Genomic DNA, 19996 nt, shown 5'->3' with positions numbered 1-19996 from the left:
ATTCTCCGTACTGAGTTCGGGTCACAGTGTGGATAATCCGCGTGGGTAATTCCGTGGGTGTGGCGCTGGGTGGGCGCCCGGAAAGGGTGCGGAGGTGCCCAGACTCCCGTCCGGAGGGCACCGCTAGTAACGTTAGTATTTCCTCGCGCAAATGTCGCGTCCACGCGGACTAATGACCCCCGAACTGGGGATCATTCGGGGGAAACAAAAAACTCTCCCGGGAAAACCCGGGAGAGTCGCTGCGGAGAGTGTGGGATTCGAACCCACGAGACATTTCTGCCCACTGGTTTTCAAGACCAGCTCCATCGGCCGCTCGGACAACCCTCCAGTTCGTGACGCCGTCACGAACCTGTTTAGTCTAGCGGAACCAGACGACCCCTACGGAAGCGAGTCGAGTACGGGGGCGAGGCCATCCGCCGAGACGGGGCCGGTGATCTCCCCGGCCACCGCAAGAACGCTCTCCGGCGCCTGCCCCATGACGACGGCACGGCCGCGATCGCGCGCCCACTCCATCATCTCGATGTCGTTGCGGCCATCCCCGGCCACCAGGACCCGCTCGAACGGGATGCCCAGGCGCTCGCGCACCACGGCCAGGGCGGTGGACTTATTCACGCCGAGGGGCGCGATGTCCATCCAGGCGGTCCAGCCGATCGCATAGGCCACCTGATGCAGCCCCATCTCGGCAACAACCTGCGAGAACTCAGCCTCGTCATGCTCGGGCGACACCACGACAACGCGAATGACCGGGGTACCCAGCAGCTCCTCAAACTCGACCTGCTCGGCGTTGTTGAGGTCCCACTCGTACATGCCCTCGGTGTAGCGACGGAAACCCTCGGGGTACTCCACGAGGTAGCGACCATCGCTCAGGTGCGGACGGATGATCGTCAGGACGTCATCCGGAAGGAAGGTCTCGACGTGATCGATCACGTAGCCGTGTGCGTCGGCCTCCGGAGACTCCGGATCGCGGCGCATGATCATCGCGCCGTTTGCACACACCACGTAGCGCGGGGTGATGCCCAGCGCGCTCAGGATGATGTGGGTTGCGCCCCAGCTGCGACCGGTCGCGAGCATAACCTCGTGCCCGCGCGCGGCCGCCGCACGCACGGCATCACGCACGGCGGGTGAAACCGAGCCGTCCTCATGGGCGACGGTGCCGTCCACGTCCAGCGCGACAAGCCACGGCGATGCCGCGGGCTCACGCGATACGACATCGGTCTCGTTCAGAACCTCGGTCACAACACTCCTCTTGCGGTCACGAACGGGCGGGCACGCACCCCCTACGGGCGAATAACGTCGATGCCACCCAGGTACGGGCGCAGCGCCTCGGGAACCACCACGGAGCCATCGGCCTGCTGGTGGGTTTCGAGGATCGCGACGATCCAGCGGGTGGTGGCCAGGGTGCCGTTCAGGGTCGCGACCGGGGAGGTCTTGCCCGAACCATCGCGGAAGCGGGTGCCGAGGCGGCGGGCCTGGAAGGTGGTGCAGTTCGAAGTGGAGGTGAGCTCGCGGTAGGCGTCCTGGGTCGGGACCCAGGCCTCGACGTCGTACTTGCGGGCGGCGCTCGAGCCGAGGTCGCCGGCGGCGGTGTCGATCACACGGTAGCTGAGACCGAGGTCCTGCAGCATGCCCTCCTGCATGGCCAGCAGGCGCAGGTGCTCCGCCTCGGCCTCCTCGGGGGTGGTGTACACAAACATCTCGAGCTTGTTGAACTGGTGCACGCGGATGATGCCGCGGGTGTCCTTGCCGTGCGAACCGGCCTCGCGGCGGTAGCAGGTGGACCAGCCGGCGTAGCGCAGCGCGCCCTCGCCGAGATCAAGAATCTCATCCGCGTGATATCCGGCGAGCGCCACCTCGCTGGTGCCGGTGAGGTAGAGGTCATCGGCGGGCAGGTGGTAGATCTCATCCGCGTGGGCACCGAGGTATCCGGTACCGGCCATGATCTCGGGCTTCACCAGGGTGGGGGTGATCAGCGGCACAAAACCGGCCGTGAGGGCGCGATCCAGGGCGAGGTTCATCAGGGCGATCTCGAGTCGGGCACCGATGCCGCGCAGGAAGTAGAAGCGCGCACCGCTGACCTTGGCACCGCGGCCCATGTCGATGGCACCGAGGATCTCGCCGAGGGCGAGGTGGTCGCGGGGCTCGAAGTCGAAGGTGGGCTTCTCGCCCACCTCGCGCAGGGTCACGAAGTCATTCTCGCCACCCTCGGGTACGCCATCAAGCACGATGTTCTCGATCGCGCGCACCGCGGTCTGGTAGGCCTCCTCGGCCTGGTTCGCAACCTGCTGCGCGTTCTTCACGGCGGCGGCAAGCTCCTGGGCCTGCGCGACGAGCGCGGCCTTCTCCTCCTTGGGAGCGCGCGCGACGGTCTTGCCGAAGGCGTTCTGCTCGGCGCGAAGCTCCTCGAAGGCGGTGATCGTCGAACGACGCGACGCGTCTGCCTCGAGGGCGCTGTCTACGAGGGCCGGGGAGGACCCACGGGCAACCTGGGAGGCACGGACACGGTCGGGGTTTTCACGCAGAAGTACGGGATCAATCACCCACCCAGTCTAGGCCGTGTTGCGGGGGATCGCGCCGCTTCTGGAGAAAAGCACGCTATCGTCGGATCATGAATCCGTCGCGCCCCTCCCCCGAACGGCCCCGCGCAGCCGTCATCTACAACCCGGTCAAGGTGAAGCTGCCGGAGCTCAAGGCTGCGATCAACACCGCCGCCGAGCACGCCGGCTGGGAGCGTACCCGCTGGTATGAAACCAGCGAGGCCGACCCGGGTGCGGGAATCACCCGCGAGGCCCTGGCCGACGGCGCCTCCCTTGTTTTTGCCGCCGGTGGCGATGGCACCGTGCGTGACGTGGCCGATTCGCTGCGCGGTACCGGGGTGCCCCTGGCGCTGCTGCCCAGCGGTACCGGCAACCTGCTGGCACGCAACCTCTTCCTCCCCCTCGGAGATCTTGATACCGCCGCCCACATCGGTTTTGCCGGGCACTCCCGCACCATCGACATGGGCATCATGCGGGTGGTGAATGACCGGGGTGAGCGCTCCGAACACTCGTTCCTCGTGATGGCCGGGATCGGGCTGGACGCCACGATCATGGCCAATACCAACCCCGCACTCAAGCGCGCGGTGGGCTGGCTCGCCTACGTGGATGCCGGCATGCGGGCACTTCCCGGTGCGCGCCCCTTCAAGCTGCGCTACCGGCTCGCCGGGCGATCCGAGCACAGCGTCTCCGTCTCGACGATTCTGTTTGGTAACTGCGGCAGCCTTCCCGGGGGCCTCGAGCTCATGCCGGATGCGGCGATTGATGATGGCCAGCTCGACATGGCGGTGCTGCAGCCCGCGGGGCTGTTCGGCTGGCTCAAGGTGTGGCGTAAGCTGCGCTGGGAAAACGGTTCGCTGCGCAAGAGTCGCATCGGCCAGCGCATCATCACGGTCACTCGTGGGCGCAAGGGCACCAAGACGATCAGCTACCTGCGCTCCCCCGAGGTGGATGTGCGGCTGGACGAACCGCAGGACTTCGAGATCGATGGCGACGTGATCGGCAGCATCGTGAGCGCGAAGGTCGGCACCGAGCCGGGCACGCTCGTGGTTCGCGTGCCCGCCCTCGAGCTGACCTAGGCGGGTCTGGGGAGCTGTAACACGGCCGAAACGCGGCCGCAATCGGGGGCGAACATCGCGACCCTACTGTGTGAGACAACCGCCACGGCGGTTCCCGCACCACGGGTACTTCCCCACCACCGTCGATTCGCCATTCCCCTTCGCAGCGCCAGATCGCCACCACACATGTGCGGTCGGGGTCTCGCTGTGGGCGCTCGGTCTTGGTACTTCCCGCACCAGTTAGGACCCTGCCCCATGTCCATTTCCATACCCAAAAGCCGGCCGCGTTTCGCGCAGCACCCGGGAGTACGCGCCGGCATCCTCACCGGCGTTCTCGCCCTGACCGGGGTGCTCGGCTTCGCCGGCCCCGCAATCGCCGCACCGGCCGTCCCCACCGTCACCCTGACCGCGCCCGAGTCGGTAACGGCCGGCGATCCGGTGCCCGTCACCATTCACCTCACCGGCGTGAGTGACACCTTCGCCCTGCAGGCCGGCCTCGCCGCCGATCCCGCACTGCTCACCGCCGATGAGCACGGTGTGAACGGCCCCACCGGAGGCTTCACCTCGGCCCGAGTTACCGCCACCGGAGAGGACATCGTACACACCCGGCTGGGTTCCTCCCCCGCGCTGAACGGCGACATCACCCTCACCGCCCGCCTCACCGCAGCCGGATCGGGTACCGCCACGATCGCGCTATCGAGCCTCACCCTGGTCGATGGCAGCGGTGCCGGCACGAGCGTCACCGCGCTGCCGAGCACGACGGTGCGCGTACTCGCGGTTGATCCCGGCACCTCGCCGAGCCCGAGCCCCACCCCGTCCGGTGGCACCGGGGGAACGCCCACGCCCACCCCGTCGACCAGTACTCCCACCGATGTGCCAAGCGGCACCACTACCCCGACGCCCACCCCCGGTGGGCCGGACGGCACGGCCACCCCCACCCCGGGCAGTAGCGAAACCCCCGGCGGTACCGCAACCCCCTCCCCGACCGACACTCCGACCTCCTCCGCCACCCCGGGCGACCCCGGCACGGGTGAGCCCGGCGGGCTGCCGAGCACCGGTGTCGCGATCGGCGCCTCCCTCCTCGTTGCCCTCGCCGCCGCCGGTATCGGCCTGGTCCTGATGCGCGCACGAAAGGCCACCCGATGAGCCCCCTGACCCGCACCCGGAAAGAAGCCCACCCCATGAACACCGCGTCGCCTCGCGGGGCCCGCACGCTCCGCACCCTGACCGCCGTGGGCACCACGCTGCTGCTCGGTGCTACCGGTATCGCCCTGGTTCCCGCCGCCCAGGCGGCACCCGCCGAGGGCGGCGCACTGCTCGCGCCGTACTACACCGAGCTCGACCTCACCGGGGATCACCGCGTCACCACCGAGGATCTCGACGTGCTCACCGCCCACCTCGGCACCCGCAGCACCGATGCCGACTGGGCAAAGGTTGCCCCGGCCGACACCGACCACGACGGTGTCATCACCGTGCACGACCTCGCCGCGCTCTCCCAGCGCATGGTCTACAACGACGGCCCGTTCTCCCTCGTGGAGGCCTCGGTGCTCGACATGCAGGCCGCGATGAACGCGGGCGTCACCACCTCGGTGAAGATTACCCAGCAGTACCTGGATCGCATCGCCGCCTACGACCGCCCGGTCGTGGACACCGGTGCCGGCGGGCGCGCGCTGAACTCGATCATCACCACCAGCACCGTCGCGTTGAAGGCCGCGGCGAGCGCCGATGAGCTCCGCATGGAAAAGGGTATGACCGGGCCGCTGCTCGGCATCCCGATCGTGGTCAAGGACAACTATGACACCGCGGATATGCCCACCACCGGTGGCTGTGGCTGCTGGGAGAACAACCAGACCAGCACGGATGCCGCGATGGTGACCGGCATGCGTAAGGCCGGGGCCGTGATCCTCGCGAAGGCCAGCCTGGACGAGTTCGCCTTCGGGTTTGTCTCGGAGTTCTCGGCCGGTCAGCCCGCCGGCTCCTCGCTGCTGGTTGCGAGCCCGTACAACACCACGCAGTCCGCCGGAGGTTCCAGCGGTGGCACCGGTGCGGCGGTCTCGGCAAACCTTGCCGGGCTCGGATTCGGCACCGACACCGGTGGTTCGATCCGCATCCCGTCGACGTACAACCAGCTCGTGGGCATTCGCCCGACGGTGGGCCTCGCGAGCCGCGATGGCATCATCCCGCTGGCACTCAGCCAGGACACCGGCGGCCCCCTCGCCCGCAGCGTCACCGATGCGGCAATCGCGCTGGACACCGTACCGGGAATCGATGCGGCCGATCCGGTAACCTCCACCCAGGCGGGTAAGGTGCCCACCTCCTACACCGCCTCGCTCGACCCCACCGCGCTGAAGGGCAAACGGATCGGAGTGGTCACCACGATGATCGGCACCAACCCGACCACCGTGCGCCTGTTCGCCGACGCTCGGGCCACCCTGGAAGCTCAGGGCGCGACCGTCGTGGACATTGCCCCCACCGCCGACTTCAACCGCGTTCTCGCCGAAGCCAGCGGCAGCACCCCCGAGCTCAATCACGATCTCAACAACTATGCGGCCGCCCACCTCGCCCCCGAGGTAACCGCCCGCTCGCTGAACCAGATCGTCGACTCGGGCAAGTTCGTGCCCTCCCGTCGCAGCACCTACCTGCAGCGTGGCGCTGTGACCGAGGACACCTACCAGGCGTGGGCCGGGCCCCAGGGCTCGCACACGCTGCAGCTGGCCGCCGGAAAGACCCTGGTCACCGGCATGCTGAACGACCAGAACCTCGACGCTCTGGTTTACCCCTCGGGCAACCCGTATGCGAGCCTCGGCACCAACATGCGCCTCAGCCCGAACACCGGAATGCCGGCCATCACCGTACCGATGGGGCAGTCCATCGCCGCGGACGGCGGCCCGGTGGGTGCCGGGGTCAACCTCGAGTTCCTCGGCCGCGACTTCGCCGAGGGCCCGCTGATCGGCCTCGCCTACTCGTTCGAGCAGGCCACCCACTACCGCACCACCCCGGCGCTGTTCCCGGCGCTGGCGAAGTAGTAGCAGACAGACAAAACCGCGGCCCGGCACCCACGAGGGGTGCCGGGCCGCGGCGTGCTGTGACGAAGACTAGATAACGCCCTGGGCGAGCATTGCGTCGGCCACGCGGACGAAACCGGCGGCGTTGGCACCCAGCACGTAGTTACCCGGCTGACCGTAGCGCTCGGCGGCCTCGAACGAGGCCTTGTGCACACCGGACATGATCGAGTGCAGGCGCAGCTCCGAGTCGGCGAAGCTCCAGTGCTGACGGGCAGCGTTCTGGCTCATCTCGAGTGCGGAGGTGGCCACACCACCGGCGTTGGCGGCCTTACCCGGACCGAACAGGACACCGGCGGCCTGGAATGCCTCGACGGCCTCCGGTACACAGGGCATGTTTGCACCCTCGGCAACGGCCTGGACGCCGTTCTTGATCAGGGTTGCTGCAGCCTCGGCGCTCAGCTCGTTCTGGGTGGCACACGGCAGGGCGATCTGGCCGGGAACATCCCACACGCTGCCACCGGCAACGAAGCGAGCCGACGGACGACGCTCGGCGTAAACCGAGATGCGCAGGCGCTCAACCTCCTTGATCTGCTTGAGCAGGTCAAGGTCGATACCGGCCTCGTCGACGACGTAACCGGAGGAGTCGGAGGCGGTGATCGCCTTTCCGCCCAGCTGCGAGATCTTCTGGATGGCGTAGATCGCGACGTTGCCCGAACCGGACACGATCGCGGTCTTGCCCTCGATCTCCTCGCCACGGGTGGCGAGCATCTCCTGGGTGAAGAACACGGCACCGTAACCGGTGGCCTCGGTGCGCACCTGCGCGCCACCCCAGCCCAGGCCCTTACCGGTGAGGACACCGGACTCGTGGCGGTTGGTCAGGCGACGGTACTGGCCGAACAGGTAGCCGATCTCGCGGCCGCCCACGCCGATGTCGCCGGCGGGAACGTCGGTGTACTCGCCGATGTGGCGGTGCAGCTCGGTCATGAAGGACTGGCAGAAGCGCATGACCTCGCCCTCCGACTTACCGTGCGGGTCGAAGTCCGAACCACCCTTGCCGCCACCGATGCCCTGGCCGGTCAGAGCGTTCTTGAAGATCTGCTCGAAACCGAGGAACTTGATGATCGACGCGTTGACCGAGGAGTGGAAGCGCAGGCCACCCTTGTACGGGCCGAGGGCCGAGTTGAACTGGATGCGGTAACCGCGGTTGACGCGTACGGCGCCGGAGTCATCGACCCACGGCACGCGGAAGAAGATCTGGCGCTCGGGCTCGACCAGGCGCTCGAGAATACCGGCCTCGACGTACTCGGGGTGCTCGGCCAGAACCGGACCGAGAGACTCCAGCACCTCGTGCAGGGCCTGGTGGAACTCGGGCTCTCCGGCGTTGCGAGCAACGGCGGCTTCAAAGACGGGGCGAACGGTGTCGGAAGTTGCAAAGGGGATAGACACGAAGGAAACTCTCTCGGAACGGGGGGAACGCTGCGGTCTTCAGGGCCGACAGCGTGCGCCGACCACTCCTAGTGGAAAACGCAGCGTTGCGGTTCGCGGCCCTTATGGGGCCAAGTGTTAGTTTCGCTTGGCAACGGGGGTCACGTCAATCCGGGATGCCTCCTAGGCAACCTTTTTTCCATGACGGGGCACCCGTTCATTGCCAAACTCTGGCTCAAATCCGCGGAAACTCCGCGTTAACGCGTCCGCGTGCAATTTTGAGCATTTTCCTCGATTGGCCGCATTAGGGGCGCGAATCGGCCCCAAGAATGTCGCGCAACCACTCGCGGGCGTCGAGGAAGACGGTGTCGGAGAAGCGCGGATCAACCGTAATGGCGGAGCGATCCGCGGCCGGATACGACCCCAGGAAGGTGAGCCGGGCGAGGCTGCGACGCAGACCCAGCAGGGCTTCCGCCATCCGCTCATCCAAAATGTGCCCCTCGGCGTCGATGATGAACCGGTAGCGGCCCATTTCGTCGCCAACCGGGCGCGATTCGATCATCGACATGTTGACCCCGCGGGCGGAAAACTGCTCCAGCATGGTGAGCAGCGCACCGGATTCGTTGCCCGGAAGTTCGGCGATCAGGCTCGTTTTGTCGGCACCGGTGCGCGCGGGAATGACCCGGGTGGTGCTGACCAGGAGGAAGCGGGTGACGGCGTTCTTATTACTGCCGATATCGCTCAGCAGCACCTCGAGGTCGTAGTGGTCGGTGATGCCGGGCGGGGCCACCGCGGCATCGGCATGCCCGGTTTCGAGGAGGTCGGCGGCGGCGGCCACGTTACTGGCGGCCGGGATGTGGCCGTGCCCGGGAAGACGCACGTCGAGCAGCTCACGGCTCTGCGCGTAGGCCACCGGGTGGGCGTTCAGGACGCGAATGTTCTCGAGCTTTGTACCGCGGCGAGCCACCAGGTCAAAGCTCACCGGTACCAGGTATTCGCCAATGACGCGCAGGCCGGGCACGGTAGCGAGGGCGTCCTGGGCCACCGATACGCCACCGTCGATGGAGTTCTCGATCGCGATCATCGCGGCATCGCTGCGGCCCGAAATGACGTCGTCTAACGCCTCGCCCAGGTTCTGCACCGGACGCCAGGTCTGGCCCACCGCCTCGGGCACCTGCGCGAGCGCCCGCTCGGTAAACGTACCGCGCGGACCCAGGTAGCTATAGGTGCGGGTGGGGGCGGGCAGGGACGCGTCAGACATGCTTTGAGCATAGTGCCCGGTAGCCAACTACGCCCGGTTCCCGGCTTTCCCGGCTCGAACCTGGCAGAATGACCGTATGAGCGACCGCGCCGGCACCCGTGCCCTCGAATCCGATCTGATCAGTATTGACGACCTGATCGCCGCCTACTATTCCCTCACGCCCGATGTTTCGGTGCCCGAGCAGCGAGTGGTCTTTGGAACCAGCGGGCACCGCGGATCCTCCCTCCGCACCGGTTTCAACGAGGCGCATATCCTGGCGATCACACAGGCCATCGTCGAGTATCGCGCCGAGCACGGCCTCACCGGGCCCCTGTTTCTCGGTGCCGACACCCACGCCCTGAGCGCCCCCGCGCTCGCCACCGCGCTGCGCGTGCTGGTGGCCGGCGGCGTGCGCGTGCTGATCGACACCCACGATGAGGCGGTGCCGACGCCGGCACTGAGCCTCGCGATCATCGACTACAACCGCACCCGCACCGGCGCGGATCGGGCCGACGGCATCATCGTTACCCCGAGCCACAACCCGCCCGCGGATGGCGGTTTCAAGTACAACCCCGAGCACGGCGGCCCCGCCGATTCGGATGCCACCGGCTGGATCGCCGATCGCGCAAACGAGATCATCGCCGGCGGCCTGGCCGAGGTGAAGTCGGTACCGGAGATCGATTTTGAGCAGCCGCCCGTGCTGATTGAGCGCTACGACTTCCGCGGTGCCTACGTTGAGGCGCTGGCTCAGATCATCAACTTCGACACCATTCGTGACTCCGGAATCCGCATCGGTGCGGACCCCCTGGGCGGCGCGAGCGTCACCTACTGGCAGGCCATCGCCGATCGCTACCACCTCGACCTGACCGTGGTGAACCCCGAGGTTGACCCGCGCTGGGCGTTCATGACGCTCGACTGGGACGAAAAGATCCGGATGGACCCGTCGAGCGCCAACGCGATGGCCTCGGTCCTGGAGCACCGCGCGGACTATGACATCCTCACCGGTAATGACGCCGACGCCGACCGGCACGGAATCGTCACGCCCGATGGCGGCCTGATGAATCCAAACCACTTCCTCGCCGTCTCGATCGACTACCTGTATCGCACGCGCTTCTCCTGGCAGCGCGATGCGAAGGTGGGCAAGACCCTGGTGTCGAGTTCGATGATCGACCGGGTGACCGCCCAGCTTGGCCGCGAGCTGTGGGAGGTGCCGGTGGGCTTCAAGTGGTTCGTGCCGGGCCTGATCGACGGCTCGGTGGGCTTCGGCGGCGAGGAGAGCGCCGGGGCGAGCTTCCTGCGCCTCGATGGCACCGTGTGGACCACCGATAAGGACGGCATTCTGCTCGCCCTGCTCGCGAGCGAGATTCGCGCGGCCACCGGCAAGAGCCCCTCGACCCTGTATCGCGAACTCACCGAGCGTTTTGGTGACCCGGCCTATGAGCGCATCGATGCCCCGGCGACGCCCGCGCAGAAGGCCGCGCTGGCAAAGCTCGACCCCGCCGCGGTCACCGCGACCGAGCTGGCCGGCGAGAAGATCATCGCCGCGCTCTCGCACGCCCCCGGTAACGATGCGGCCCTCGGCGGCCTCAAGGTCGTCACCGAGAACGCCTGGTTTGCGGCCCGCCCGAGCGGTACCGAGGACGTCTACAAGATCTACGCGGAGTCCTTCCGCGGTGCCGAGCACCTGGTGCAGGTGCAGGAGGAGGCGCGCGCGATCGTGGCCGCGGCCCTCGGTAACGCCTAGCTCACGCAGTACAGAACCGGCCGGTCCCTTTCGGGGCCGGCCGGTTCTGTTTGTGTTGCGTGTGGTGACTTGCTGCTAGCGACCCACGGCACGCTCGGCGATGTACGCGCGCAGTGCGTCGGCGTCCGCGGGGATCTCCTCGACGCGCTGCGGGGCATCCATCAGGGCGCGGGTTTCGGCGGAGGGCTCGGGGGCGGAGCCCAGGGCCTCGGCGATGATTTCCGGGAACTTCCGCGGCTTGGCGGTTTCCAGAACGAGCATGGGCACCCCGGCCTCGACGTGCGGCAGGGCCACCTTCGCGCCGTCCGCGGTGTGCGGATCGAGCGTGATGTCCGCGCTCTCGGCGAAGGAGCGGATGGTGTCCAGGCGATCCGTGTGGGTGCTGGTGCCGCTCACGAAGCCGTACTCGGCGGCGAAGCGCTCGCGCTCGGCACTGAGGTCGAAGAATCCGTTTTCGCCCAGCTCACGCCAGAGACCGGCGGTGCGCTCGGGGTCGCGGCCCACGAAGTCGAAGATGAAGCGTTCGAGGTTGGAGGCCTTGGAGACGTCCATCGAGGGGCTCGAGGTGGCGAGGGTTTCCGCCGAGGTGCGCGGGCGGTAGATGCCGGTGCGGAAGAAGTCGTCCAGCACGTTGTTCTCGTTCGAGGCGAGCACCAGGGTGCGGATCGGCACGCCGATGAGCTTCGCGTAGTAGCCCGAGAGGATGTTACCGAAGTTGCCCGAGGGCACCGCGAAGGAGACCGGGAAACCGGCGCGCTTTTCGGCGTCTTCGGCGTCGGTGGCGCGCAGCCAGGCCCACACGTAGTAGACGATCTGCGCGGAAATCCGACCAAAGTTGATCGAGTTGACCGCGCCGAGGTGCTGCGCACGCTTGAAGTCGAGGTCCTCGGCGAGGGTCTTCACCAGGTGCTGGCAGTCGTCGAAGACACCGGCCACGGCGAGGTTGTGCACGTTGGCGTCCTGCAGCGAGTACATCTGCGCACGCTGGAAGGCGCTCATCCGGCCGAGCGGGGAGAGCATGAAGATCGAGATACGCTCGCGGCCACGGAAGGCGTACTCGGCGGCGGATCCGGTGTCACCGGAGGTGGCACCGAGGATGTTGAGGCTGCTACCGGTCTTGGCGAGCACGTACTCCATGGCCTCACCGAGGAACTGCATGGCCATGTCCTTGAAGGCCAGCGTCGGCCCCTCGGACAGGCCCACCAGGGTCATGCCGCGGCCGATGTCGGTCAGCGGTACGGTCTCAGCGGCCTCAAACTTCTCGGCGGCATAGGCGGCGTGGGTGAGGCGGGTGAGGTCCTCACGAGGAATGTCGGTCGCGAAGAGCCCGATGACCTCGGCGGCGAGGTCGGCGTAGCTCAGCGAACGCCAGCTCTCCAGCGTTTCCGCGGAGACGGTGGGCATGGTTTCGGGAACGGCGAGGCCGCCGTCCGGGGCAAGGCCCTCAACCAGAACGTCGGAATACTGGCCAATAGCGTGGCCGCGCGTCGAGATGTACTGCAATTCCGCGCCTTTCTCCTCGGGGGTCTGTGAGAAATCCAGCCTACCGGGCGCGCCGGGGAGAAGAACACCGCGGCCGGTGCACGTTGGTGCGTCGGCCGCGGTGGTTGCCACTCAGCGCGAGCGGCGCAGGTGCGTGCGGTGCAGCGCCGCCACGATAACCGTCAGGACGATATTGGCCCCGATCATCACGAGCAAAACGGTACGGAATGCGGCCGCGTAGTCCGCGCCATGACCGGGGATCCCCGCGGCGGTGGCATCGGCGACGCCCTGATCGCCGAGGCTCGCAAAGATGAGTGCCGCGACGATCGCCGCAAAGGCCGCGATCACCACGGCCTCGCTGCCCACGCGCACGAAGTTCAGGACTCCGGCTGCGGCCCCCGAGCGGTGCGGGGGCACCTGGGCCAGGGCCTCGCCATCCACGAGCCCGATGGTCATGCCAAAGGCAGCGCCGATCAGGAGCATGCCCGGGATCGCCCACCAGATTGCGACATCCGGTGAGATCACGAGCAGCGCGCCATCACCGATGATCATCGCGATCAGGGCCACATAGATCACACCCATCGGCGTGATTCCGGCGAAGCGGTGAATCGCTTTCGACACGGCCAGGGGTGCCACCACGATTGGCACCATCATGAACAGCATGAAGAGGCCGGCCGAGGAGGCGGAGAGATCGTAGATCGCGCCGAACGCGACCGGGAGGTAGGTGCCGAGCGTGATCGCCCCGATCGCGGTAGCGACGGGCACGAGGGCGAGGGCGAGGAAGTGGGGGTTGCGCAGAACCCCGAAGTCAACGACCTTCCGGCCGGGCTGCGGTTCGTGCCTGATCTGCGGAAGGGCACGGCTGAACACCAGGGCAAGTACGGTCACGATGCCAAACACGATGAAGACGCCGCGCCACCCGAGCCACCCGGTGAGCACGCCCGCGATTACCGGGCCGATGGCCGAGCCGATACCGATGACGGTGCCAAAGATCGCGAAGTTTCGCGCCCGCGCCGGCCCCTCCCAGGCGTTCGACATGATCGATGCCGCTCCGGTGAACACCGCGGCACCGCCAATGCCGGACAGGATGCGCCCGATGTCGAGCACCACCAGGTCGGCTGCGACCGTGCTCACGAGGGAACCAGCCGTGAAGAACACGAGCCCGAGGATGACCGTGGCGCGATACCCCAGGCGGTCGGAGAGCACTCCCCACACCAGGGTGAAGATGGCGAAGGATGCGTTGAATCCGTTGACCACCGCCTGCAGCAGGAATGGCGAGGCACCAAGATCGCGCGCAATGGTGGGCAGGAGCACCCCCATTCCCGAGATCGCCAACGGCACGACGAAGACCGAGAGCACGATCACCGGCATGGCCAGCCTCGAGGGGGAGGAACGGGGTTTTTCTGTCACGGGAGGACCTTTCACTGGGAAGACGGACACGGTGCGGAGCCGTCGACACCGCACGGTTTCGCGTGCGAGTGGACTAATTCTGTAGTGCCCGTTACAGTTATAACAGATTAATATAGTGACCATTACAGATTGGTGGAACATGTCTCGTGGACGAACCCGAACCTTTGACCTCGAACAGGCCCTCGACCGCGCGGTCGACGTGTTTTGGCGGCGCGGATACGAGGCAACATCGATTTCCGAGCTGACCGAGGCGATGGGCATCAACCCGCCGAGCCTGTACGCGGCGTTCGGGAACAAGCGCGCCCTGTTCGACCGAGTGGTCGAGCGATACATGCGCTTTTCGGCCGAGAACCTACGGGCGGCCGCCGCGCAGCCAACGGGCCGCGCGGCCGCCCGCCAGATGCTGACCAGCGTCGTGATCAGCGCAACGAGCGAGGGCCAGCCCACCGGCTGCCTGCTCGTGCAGGGCGCGCTGACGGGGGCGGCCGAGAACGCCGATGTGCAGGATGAACTCGCGCGGCGGCGCGAGGAGGTCCGGCACGGCATGCAGCTTCGCTTCGAGCAGGCGCGTGACGACGGCGACTTTCCGCCGCAGACCGATCCGGCAGCACTCGCCCGCTACTACCTCACGGTCGCGACCGGCCTGACCGTGCAGGCCGCAAGCGGCATCGGCCGCGAGGACCTCCTCCAGGCGGTGGACTTTGCGATGGTCGCATTCCCCGATGCCAGCGCGGAGGTGTCCCGGTGAGTGCGCGCAGACTCGGGTTCCTCTCCTTTGGGCACCACCAAAACACTCCGGGAGCGTCCGCCAGGACGGCCGGCGATGCCCTCCGACAGGGCATAGAGATCGCCGTGGGTGCCGAGGAGCTCGGTCTCGACGGGGCGTGGAGCCGCGTTCACCACCTTCAGCGCCAGTTCTCAAGCCCCTGGAGCCTCCTTGCCGCCATCGCAGCGCGGACATCGCGGATCGAGATCGGCACCGCCGTCATCGACATGCGCTATGAAAACCCACTGCTGATGGCGGAGCTCGCCGCCTCCGCCGACCTCATCAGTAACTCTCGCCTCCAGCTCGGGCTGAGCCGAGGATCCCAGGAACCCGCGCGACGCGGATACGAGCGCTTCGGCTTCCACCCACGCGAGGGCGAGAACGCGGCCGATATGGCGCGCGAACACACCGAGGCGTTCCGGGCGGCAATCGTCGGAGCATCCGTGGCCGAGACCGATCCTGGTGAGACCGGCGTGAGCCTTCCGCTGTCCGTCGAGCCCCACTCACCGACGCTCGGGGAGCGAATTTGGTGGGGATCCGCGACCCGCCACAGTGCGCAGTGGGCCGGCGAGCAGGACCTGAACCTCCTCAGCAGCACGCTGCTCTCAGAGGACACCGGCATTCCCTTCAGCGAGCTTCAAGCAGAGCAGATTCGAGGTTTTCACGCCGCTCGCTCGGCGGCCGGCTATACCGGGAACCGTCGCGTTGCGGTGGTGCGCAGCATCCTGCCGATCGTCTCGCAGCGGGATTCTGAACTCTACGGGGCCGCAGCGAATGCCTCACGGGAGCAGGTGGGCGTACTCGGTGGTGCGATCTCCCGGTTCGGGAAGAGCTTCATCGGGGCCCCAGATCGGATCATCGAGGAGCTCACCCGAGATGCGGCCGTCATGTCGGCCGATACCCTGCTCGTCGCGATCCCCAACATCCTCGGCGTCGACCACAACCTGCGCCTGCTGGAAACCATTCGCGATCACATTGTGCCGGCGATTGGATGGGAAAGAGATGCCTGAGTCCGAAGTTATCCCGGTCAAGGGGGTGCGCAAGGCGACCGCTGCGGCGATGACGAGGTCCGCATTTACCATCCCGCAGGTGTCGGTCTGGACCGAAGTGGATGCCACCCGCACCATCGAGTACGTTTCGCGGCTCAAGCTCTCCCCCGACTACGCCGACGTTCGGGTTACCCCGCTGCTCGTTGTCTCCCTCGCGGTGCTCTGGGCCGTGGGCCGCACGCCGATGATCAATGCCCGCTGGGTGGACGGCCCGGATGGAGCGGTGATCGAGATGCACCCGGGCGTAAACCTCGGTATCGCCGCGGCCACGCCGCGGGGTCTCCTGGTACCCAACATCAAGAATGCTCAGGAGCTTTCCGCCCACGATCTCGCCGCGGCACTGGGCACCCTCGCCGCCACGGCTCGCGCCGGCCGCACGACCCCCGCCGATCAACGCGACGGGACGATCACGATCACAAACATCGGAATTTTCGGTGTTGATGCGGCCACGCCCATGATCAATCCGGGTGAGGCGGGAATCGTCGCGGTGGGCACGATCCGGCAGAAACCCTGGGTGGTGGATGGCGAAATCGTGCCACGCTGGGTCGCCACCGTCGCCGGTTCGTTTGATCACCGGGTGGTCGATGGCGACGCCATGAGTCGCTTTATCGCCGACATCGCTGCGGTACTCGAAGACCCCGCGATCCTCCTCGCCTAGTGGCCGAGGGCTACGCCTTCGTTTCCGGGACGCGAACCGACACCTACCGACCGCGGGCTACGCCTTGGTCTCGGGGACCGAGTAGAACCAGGCCTTCATTTCCTGGCCGGGCTTGTTGGCGGCGTTCTTGTCCTTGATCAGTTCGTCGAGGTCGCGGTAGTCGCCGTCGAGGTTGTGTGAGACGAAGGCAACCTTGATGTGGCCGTTGACCTTCTTGACGCTGGACACGGTCATGACGTGGTCGGGGCGGCCCTCGCCGGTCCAGAGGAAGATGCCGATGTCGCCGACCTTGAGCTTGTCGCGGTCGTTCAGGCCGAGCTTGGTGAGACCCAGGGTGGAGGACTCGTCGGTCAGCCACTTATCCATGGTGGGTACGAAGCGCCAGGACTCGGTGGAGGAGGCGACGTTCACACCGGGGCTGCTCCACTTGGAGTTCTGCTGCCAGCCGCGGGCGATGAGCCCCTGGCTGGTGAAGTTGGCGCAGTCGCCACCGCCGGAGTTCATGTCGCCCCACTGCGCGGTGTTGTAGTTGTTCCAGTGCTTGAAGAGGTAGGCCATCTGGCGGTCGACGTCGGTCTTGACCTCGTAGTTGTAGTCGACGCTGCCGGCAATGGGCTTCTCGCCCACGAGTGCGGTGACCGGCACCTTGCCCACGACGTAGTTGAACGAGGAGGGCACGGTGACCTCGATCGTGGTGGGGTTCTTCACGGTGATATCGCCGGCGTCCTCGGTGCCGAAGTGCACGTTGGTCACGCCGGTGAGGTTTTCACCGGTGAGGGTCAGGGTGCTGCCACCGGCGAGCGCACCGGTGGTCTGCGAAAGCTTGGTGAGGGTGGCCGCGGACGAACCGGACTCGGCGCTCGCGGAGCTCTGCGGGGCACCCGAGGTTTCGGGGGCGGAGGCCGAGCAGCCGGCGAGGGTCACGGCAAGCAGGCCGCTCAGGGCGAGGGCGGGAATTCGAGTGCGCACGGGGGGCCTTTCACAGGTCTCAACAAGCAGTGTGTCGAGTTCATCCTAGGTTGCGCTTCCTGAGAACTAGACGCGAGCTTCCCGGCGGGCCGAGAATCGGCGGCGCGCCCCGGGTGTCGTAACCCGGGTGGCCGTGCGGGCCCGCGCACGAGAGAATGGGGGTACGGGGAATGCTCGTTCCCCGCCGAGTGTTGCCCACTGTGAGCAGTGCCCACCCCCAACGTGCCCCACCGGGCAGAGGAATCAGCACCCATGACCCAGAACCTCCCGATCGACGATGCCGCCGCCGCGGTTTACGCTGCCGACTTCCCGGCCCTGGATCAGGAGGTGAACGGCCACCGCCTCGCGTATCTCGACTCCGGTGCGACCTCACAGAAACCCACCGCGGTTCTCGACGCCGAGCGCGACTTCTACGAGCACCACAACGCCGCCGTGCACCGCGGCGCTCACACCCTCGCGGCCCTCGCGACCGAGCGCTTTGAGGATGCCCGCGCGAAGGTCGCCGGTTTCATCGGTGCCGATATCGACGAGGTGGTGTGGACGAGCGGTGCCACCGAGGCACTGAACCTCATCGCCTACGGCATCTCTAACGCCAGCGCTGGCCTCGGCGGTGAGTCCGCGCGACGCTTCGCGATCGGCGCGGGCGACGTCATCGTCACCACCGAGGGCGAGCACCACGCCAACCTCATCCCCTGGCAGGAGCTCGCGGCGCGCACCGGCGCGACCCTGCGCGTCATTCCGGTGCTGGATGACGCGACCCTCGACATGGATGCCGCCGCCGCGCTGATCACCTCCGAGGTCAAGCTGCTGGCCTTCACCCACGTCTCAAACGTTTCCGCGGTCATCAACCCGGTGGCCGAGCTCGTGGCGCTCGCCCGCGCGGTCGGTGCCCTCGTGGTGCTGGATGCCTGCCAGTCGGTGCCGCACATGGGCGTGAACGTCCGCGAGCTGGATGTGGACTTTGCCGCGTTCTCCGGCCACAAGATGCTCGGACCCACCGGTATTGGCGTGCTCTATGGCCGCTCCGAGCTGCTGAACGCGCTGCCGCCGTTCCTCACCGGCGGTTCGATGATCACCACCGTCACGCTGGAAAAGGCCGAGTATCTGCCCGCGCCGCAGCGTTTCGAGGCGGGTACGCAGCAGGTGGCGCAGGCCATCGGTCTGGCCGCGGCGATCGACTATCTGGACGCCGTGGGCCTCGACCGCATCCACGAGCGCGAGGCCGACCTCGGCGCGCGCATGTACCGCGGGGCCGCCGCGATTCCGGGCATTCGCGTGCTCGGTCCGAGTGATGCCGCCCTGCGTTCGGGCGTCGTGGCGCTCGATGTTGAGGGTGTCCACGCACACGATGTGGGCCAGTACCTCGATGACCGCGGCATCGCGATCCGCGTGGGCCACCACTGCGCCCAGCCGCTGCACCGCCGTCTCGGGGTCACCGCCTCGACCCGGATCAGCCCCTACTTCTACAACACCACCGCCGAGATTGACGCCGTGATCGACGCCCTCGGCGAGGTCCGCGCCTACTTCGGCCTCACCGACTAAACCCCCGCCTCACTCCCCACTCAGATTTAGAAACTGGAGCTGCCATCATGGGCTCACCCGAACTCGCCTCCCTGTACCAGCAGGTCATCCTCGAGGCTTCCAAGCAGAAGCACGGCTTTGGCCTGCGCCCCGAACCGCACCCCAGCAACCACCAGCTGAACCCCACCTGTGGTGACGAGATCACCCTGCAGCTCGTCACCGATTCCTCGGGTGAGCACGTCGAAAAGCTCGCCTGGGAGGGCCAGGGCTGCTCGATTTCGATGGCCTCGGCCTCGCTGCTGACCGACCTCACCGCGGGCCTGCCGGTGGCCGAGCTGCCCGAGCGGATCGGCCTGTTCCGTGAGCTCATGCAGTCAAAGGGTGCCGGCGTGGAGGATGACGAACCACTCGGTGACGCCGCCGCCCTCGAGGGTGTCTCGCGCTATATTGCCCGCGTAAAGTGCGCGATGCTCGCCTGGACCGCCCTGGAGGGCGCGATGATGGAGAGCGCGGCGAAGTAGCGCGGCCGTGGGGCACTCCCCTGCGCCACACGAATCACGCGGCCCCCCTGGCAAAGCCCTGGGAGGCGCGCGGCGGTGGTTTCGATCGACTCCGATCCCGGAAATAGTTGTAGCGACAATCTATTTCCGATCGAAGGAGCCCATCTTGACCCCGACGACCACCTCATCCCTCGGCCTCGCGATCCTGCGCATCGCGCTCGGCGTCGTCTTCTTTGCGCACGGCTGGCAGAAACTCACCGAGTACACCCTCGCCGGCACCACCGAGGCGTTCCGCGGCATGGGCGTGCCCCTGCCCGAGCTGGTGGGCCCGGCCGTCGCGATCCTCGAGATCGTGGGTGGTGCGGCGCTGATCCTCGGCCTCGCGACCCGCATCGTCGCCGCCCTGCTCGTGATCGACATGCTCGGTGCCCTCTTCCTGGTGCACGCCTCCGCGGGAATCTTCGTGGATGCGGGCGGCTATGAGCTCGTTCTGGCCCTCGCCGCCGGTGCCGCGGCCCTCGCGCTGACCGGCCCCGGCGCATACTCCGCCGATCGCCTGGTGACGAACCTGCGTCGCGGACGCTCGGCGGTCGCCGCCTAGGCACCCCACACACGTCCGCCCTCGAAGCCCTCCCCCT

Annotated in this window: 16 protein-coding genes, 1 tRNA gene and 1 pseudogene; 10 read left to right on the top strand and 8 right to left on the bottom strand. The window is 67.2% G+C overall.

The features are described from left to right. Window positions 1-242 precede the first annotated feature (242 nt). From D9V32_RS08665 to serS, 3 genes are all read right to left on the bottom strand, one after another. Window positions 243-327 (bottom strand) — tRNA-Ser (locus D9V32_RS08665). Between the two features lie 51 nt (window positions 328-378). Beyond that, window positions 379-1236, bottom strand: a complete 858-nt coding sequence (locus tag D9V32_RS08660) for an HAD family hydrolase (protein ID WP_245982200.1) — start codon at window positions 1234-1236, stop codon at window positions 379-381. Window positions 1237-1277: 41 nt separating this feature from the next. Next, complete coding sequence (gene serS, locus D9V32_RS08655) at window positions 1278-2537, bottom strand: serine--tRNA ligase (protein ID WP_121648513.1); 1260 nt, start codon at window positions 2535-2537, stop codon at window positions 1278-1280. Between the two features lie 68 nt (window positions 2538-2605). Between serS and D9V32_RS08650 the strand changes: the two genes are divergently transcribed. From D9V32_RS08650 to D9V32_RS08640, 3 genes are all read left to right on the top strand, one after another. Continuing rightward, window positions 2606-3610: a diacylglycerol/lipid kinase family protein gene (locus D9V32_RS08650; protein WP_121648512.1), complete on the top strand. Its 1005-nt coding sequence runs from the start codon at window positions 2606-2608 to the stop codon at window positions 3608-3610. Between the two features lie 234 nt (window positions 3611-3844). Further along, on the top strand, window positions 3845-4735 hold the full coding sequence (locus D9V32_RS08645; protein WP_121648511.1) for a hypothetical protein: 891 nt from the start codon (window positions 3845-3847) through the stop codon (window positions 4733-4735). A 35-nt stretch (window positions 4736-4770) separates the two neighbouring features. Continuing rightward, window positions 4771-6615, top strand: a complete 1845-nt coding sequence (locus D9V32_RS08640) for an amidase family protein (RefSeq protein ID WP_121648510.1) — start codon at window positions 4771-4773, stop codon at window positions 6613-6615. Between the two features lie 69 nt (window positions 6616-6684). Here the strand turns inward: D9V32_RS08640 and gdhA are convergent, their stop codons facing one another. Both gdhA and pheA read right to left on the bottom strand, forming a co-directional pair. Next, complete coding sequence (gene gdhA / locus D9V32_RS08635) at window positions 6685-8034, bottom strand: NADP-specific glutamate dehydrogenase (RefSeq protein ID WP_121648732.1); 1350 nt, start codon at window positions 8032-8034, stop codon at window positions 6685-6687. A 289-nt stretch (window positions 8035-8323) separates the two neighbouring features. Continuing rightward, window positions 8324-9280 (bottom strand): prephenate dehydratase, encoded by a 957-nt coding sequence (pheA, locus tag D9V32_RS08630; RefSeq protein ID WP_121648509.1) that lies wholly within the window; start codon window positions 9278-9280, stop codon window positions 8324-8326. A 76-nt stretch (window positions 9281-9356) separates the two neighbouring features. On the opposite strand from pheA, the gene pgm reads away from it, so the two are divergent. Continuing rightward, entirely contained in the window at window positions 9357-11003 is a 1647-nt protein-coding gene (pgm, locus tag D9V32_RS08625) for a phosphoglucomutase (alpha-D-glucose-1,6-bisphosphate-dependent) (protein ID WP_121648508.1), read from the top strand. Window positions 11004-11078: 75 nt separating this feature from the next. Here the strand turns inward: pgm and thrC are convergent, their stop codons facing one another. Beyond that, complete coding sequence (gene thrC, locus D9V32_RS08620) at window positions 11079-12506, bottom strand: threonine synthase (RefSeq protein WP_121648507.1); 1428 nt, start codon at window positions 12504-12506, stop codon at window positions 11079-11081. Window positions 12507-12617: 111 nt separating this feature from the next. After that, complete coding sequence (locus tag D9V32_RS08615; protein WP_183086246.1) at window positions 12618-13895, bottom strand: MFS transporter; 1278 nt, start codon at window positions 13893-13895, stop codon at window positions 12618-12620. 115 nt (window positions 13896-14010) lie between these two features. On the opposite strand from D9V32_RS08615, the gene D9V32_RS08610 reads away from it, so the two are divergent. From D9V32_RS08610 to D9V32_RS08600, 3 genes and pseudogenes are all read left to right on the top strand, one after another. Next, on the top strand, window positions 14011-14643 hold the full coding sequence (locus D9V32_RS08610; RefSeq protein ID WP_220700678.1) for a TetR/AcrR family transcriptional regulator: 633 nt from the start codon (window positions 14011-14013) through the stop codon (window positions 14641-14643). Beyond that, entirely contained in the window at window positions 14640-15671 is a 1032-nt protein-coding gene (locus D9V32_RS16475; RefSeq protein WP_121648504.1) for an LLM class flavin-dependent oxidoreductase, read from the top strand. The genes D9V32_RS08610 and D9V32_RS16475 overlap by 4 nt, the downstream gene beginning before the upstream one ends. Before the next feature lie 4 nt (window positions 15672-15675). Further along, window positions 15676-16368: pseudogene (locus tag D9V32_RS08600) on the top strand (2-oxo acid dehydrogenase subunit E2); the annotation flags it as partial. Window positions 16369-16425: 57 nt separating this feature from the next. Here D9V32_RS08600 and D9V32_RS08595 read toward each other — a convergent pair. Then, a complete protein-coding gene (locus tag D9V32_RS08595) occupies window positions 16426-17337 on the bottom strand; it encodes an amidase domain-containing protein (protein ID WP_121648502.1) in 912 nt (303 codons plus the stop codon). A gap of 252 nt (window positions 17338-17589) precedes the next feature. Here D9V32_RS08595 and D9V32_RS08590 point away from each other — a divergent pair, with 252 nt between their 5' ends. The 3 genes from D9V32_RS08590 (at window position 17590) to D9V32_RS08580 (ending at window position 19959) form a co-directional block, all read left to right on the top strand. Next, complete coding sequence (locus tag D9V32_RS08590) at window positions 17590-18879, top strand: aminotransferase class V-fold PLP-dependent enzyme (RefSeq protein ID WP_121648501.1); 1290 nt, start codon at window positions 17590-17592, stop codon at window positions 18877-18879. Window positions 18880-18926: 47 nt separating this feature from the next. Further along, complete coding sequence (gene sufU, locus D9V32_RS08585; protein ID WP_121648500.1) at window positions 18927-19379, top strand: Fe-S cluster assembly sulfur transfer protein SufU; 453 nt, start codon at window positions 18927-18929, stop codon at window positions 19377-19379. Between the two features lie 145 nt (window positions 19380-19524). Continuing rightward, window positions 19525-19959, top strand: coding sequence for a DoxX family protein (locus D9V32_RS08580; RefSeq protein WP_121648499.1), 435 nt, complete (start codon window positions 19525-19527; stop codon window positions 19957-19959). Window positions 19960-19996: the final 37 nt, after the last annotated feature.

The organism is Mycetocola tolaasinivorans (assembly GCF_003667565.1).
Classification (GTDB): Bacteria; Actinomycetota; Actinomycetes; order Actinomycetales; family Microbacteriaceae; genus Mycetocola; species Mycetocola tolaasinivorans.
Note: the sequence above shows the minus strand (reverse complement) of the source record. Positions and strands in the feature narration are given on the sequence as shown.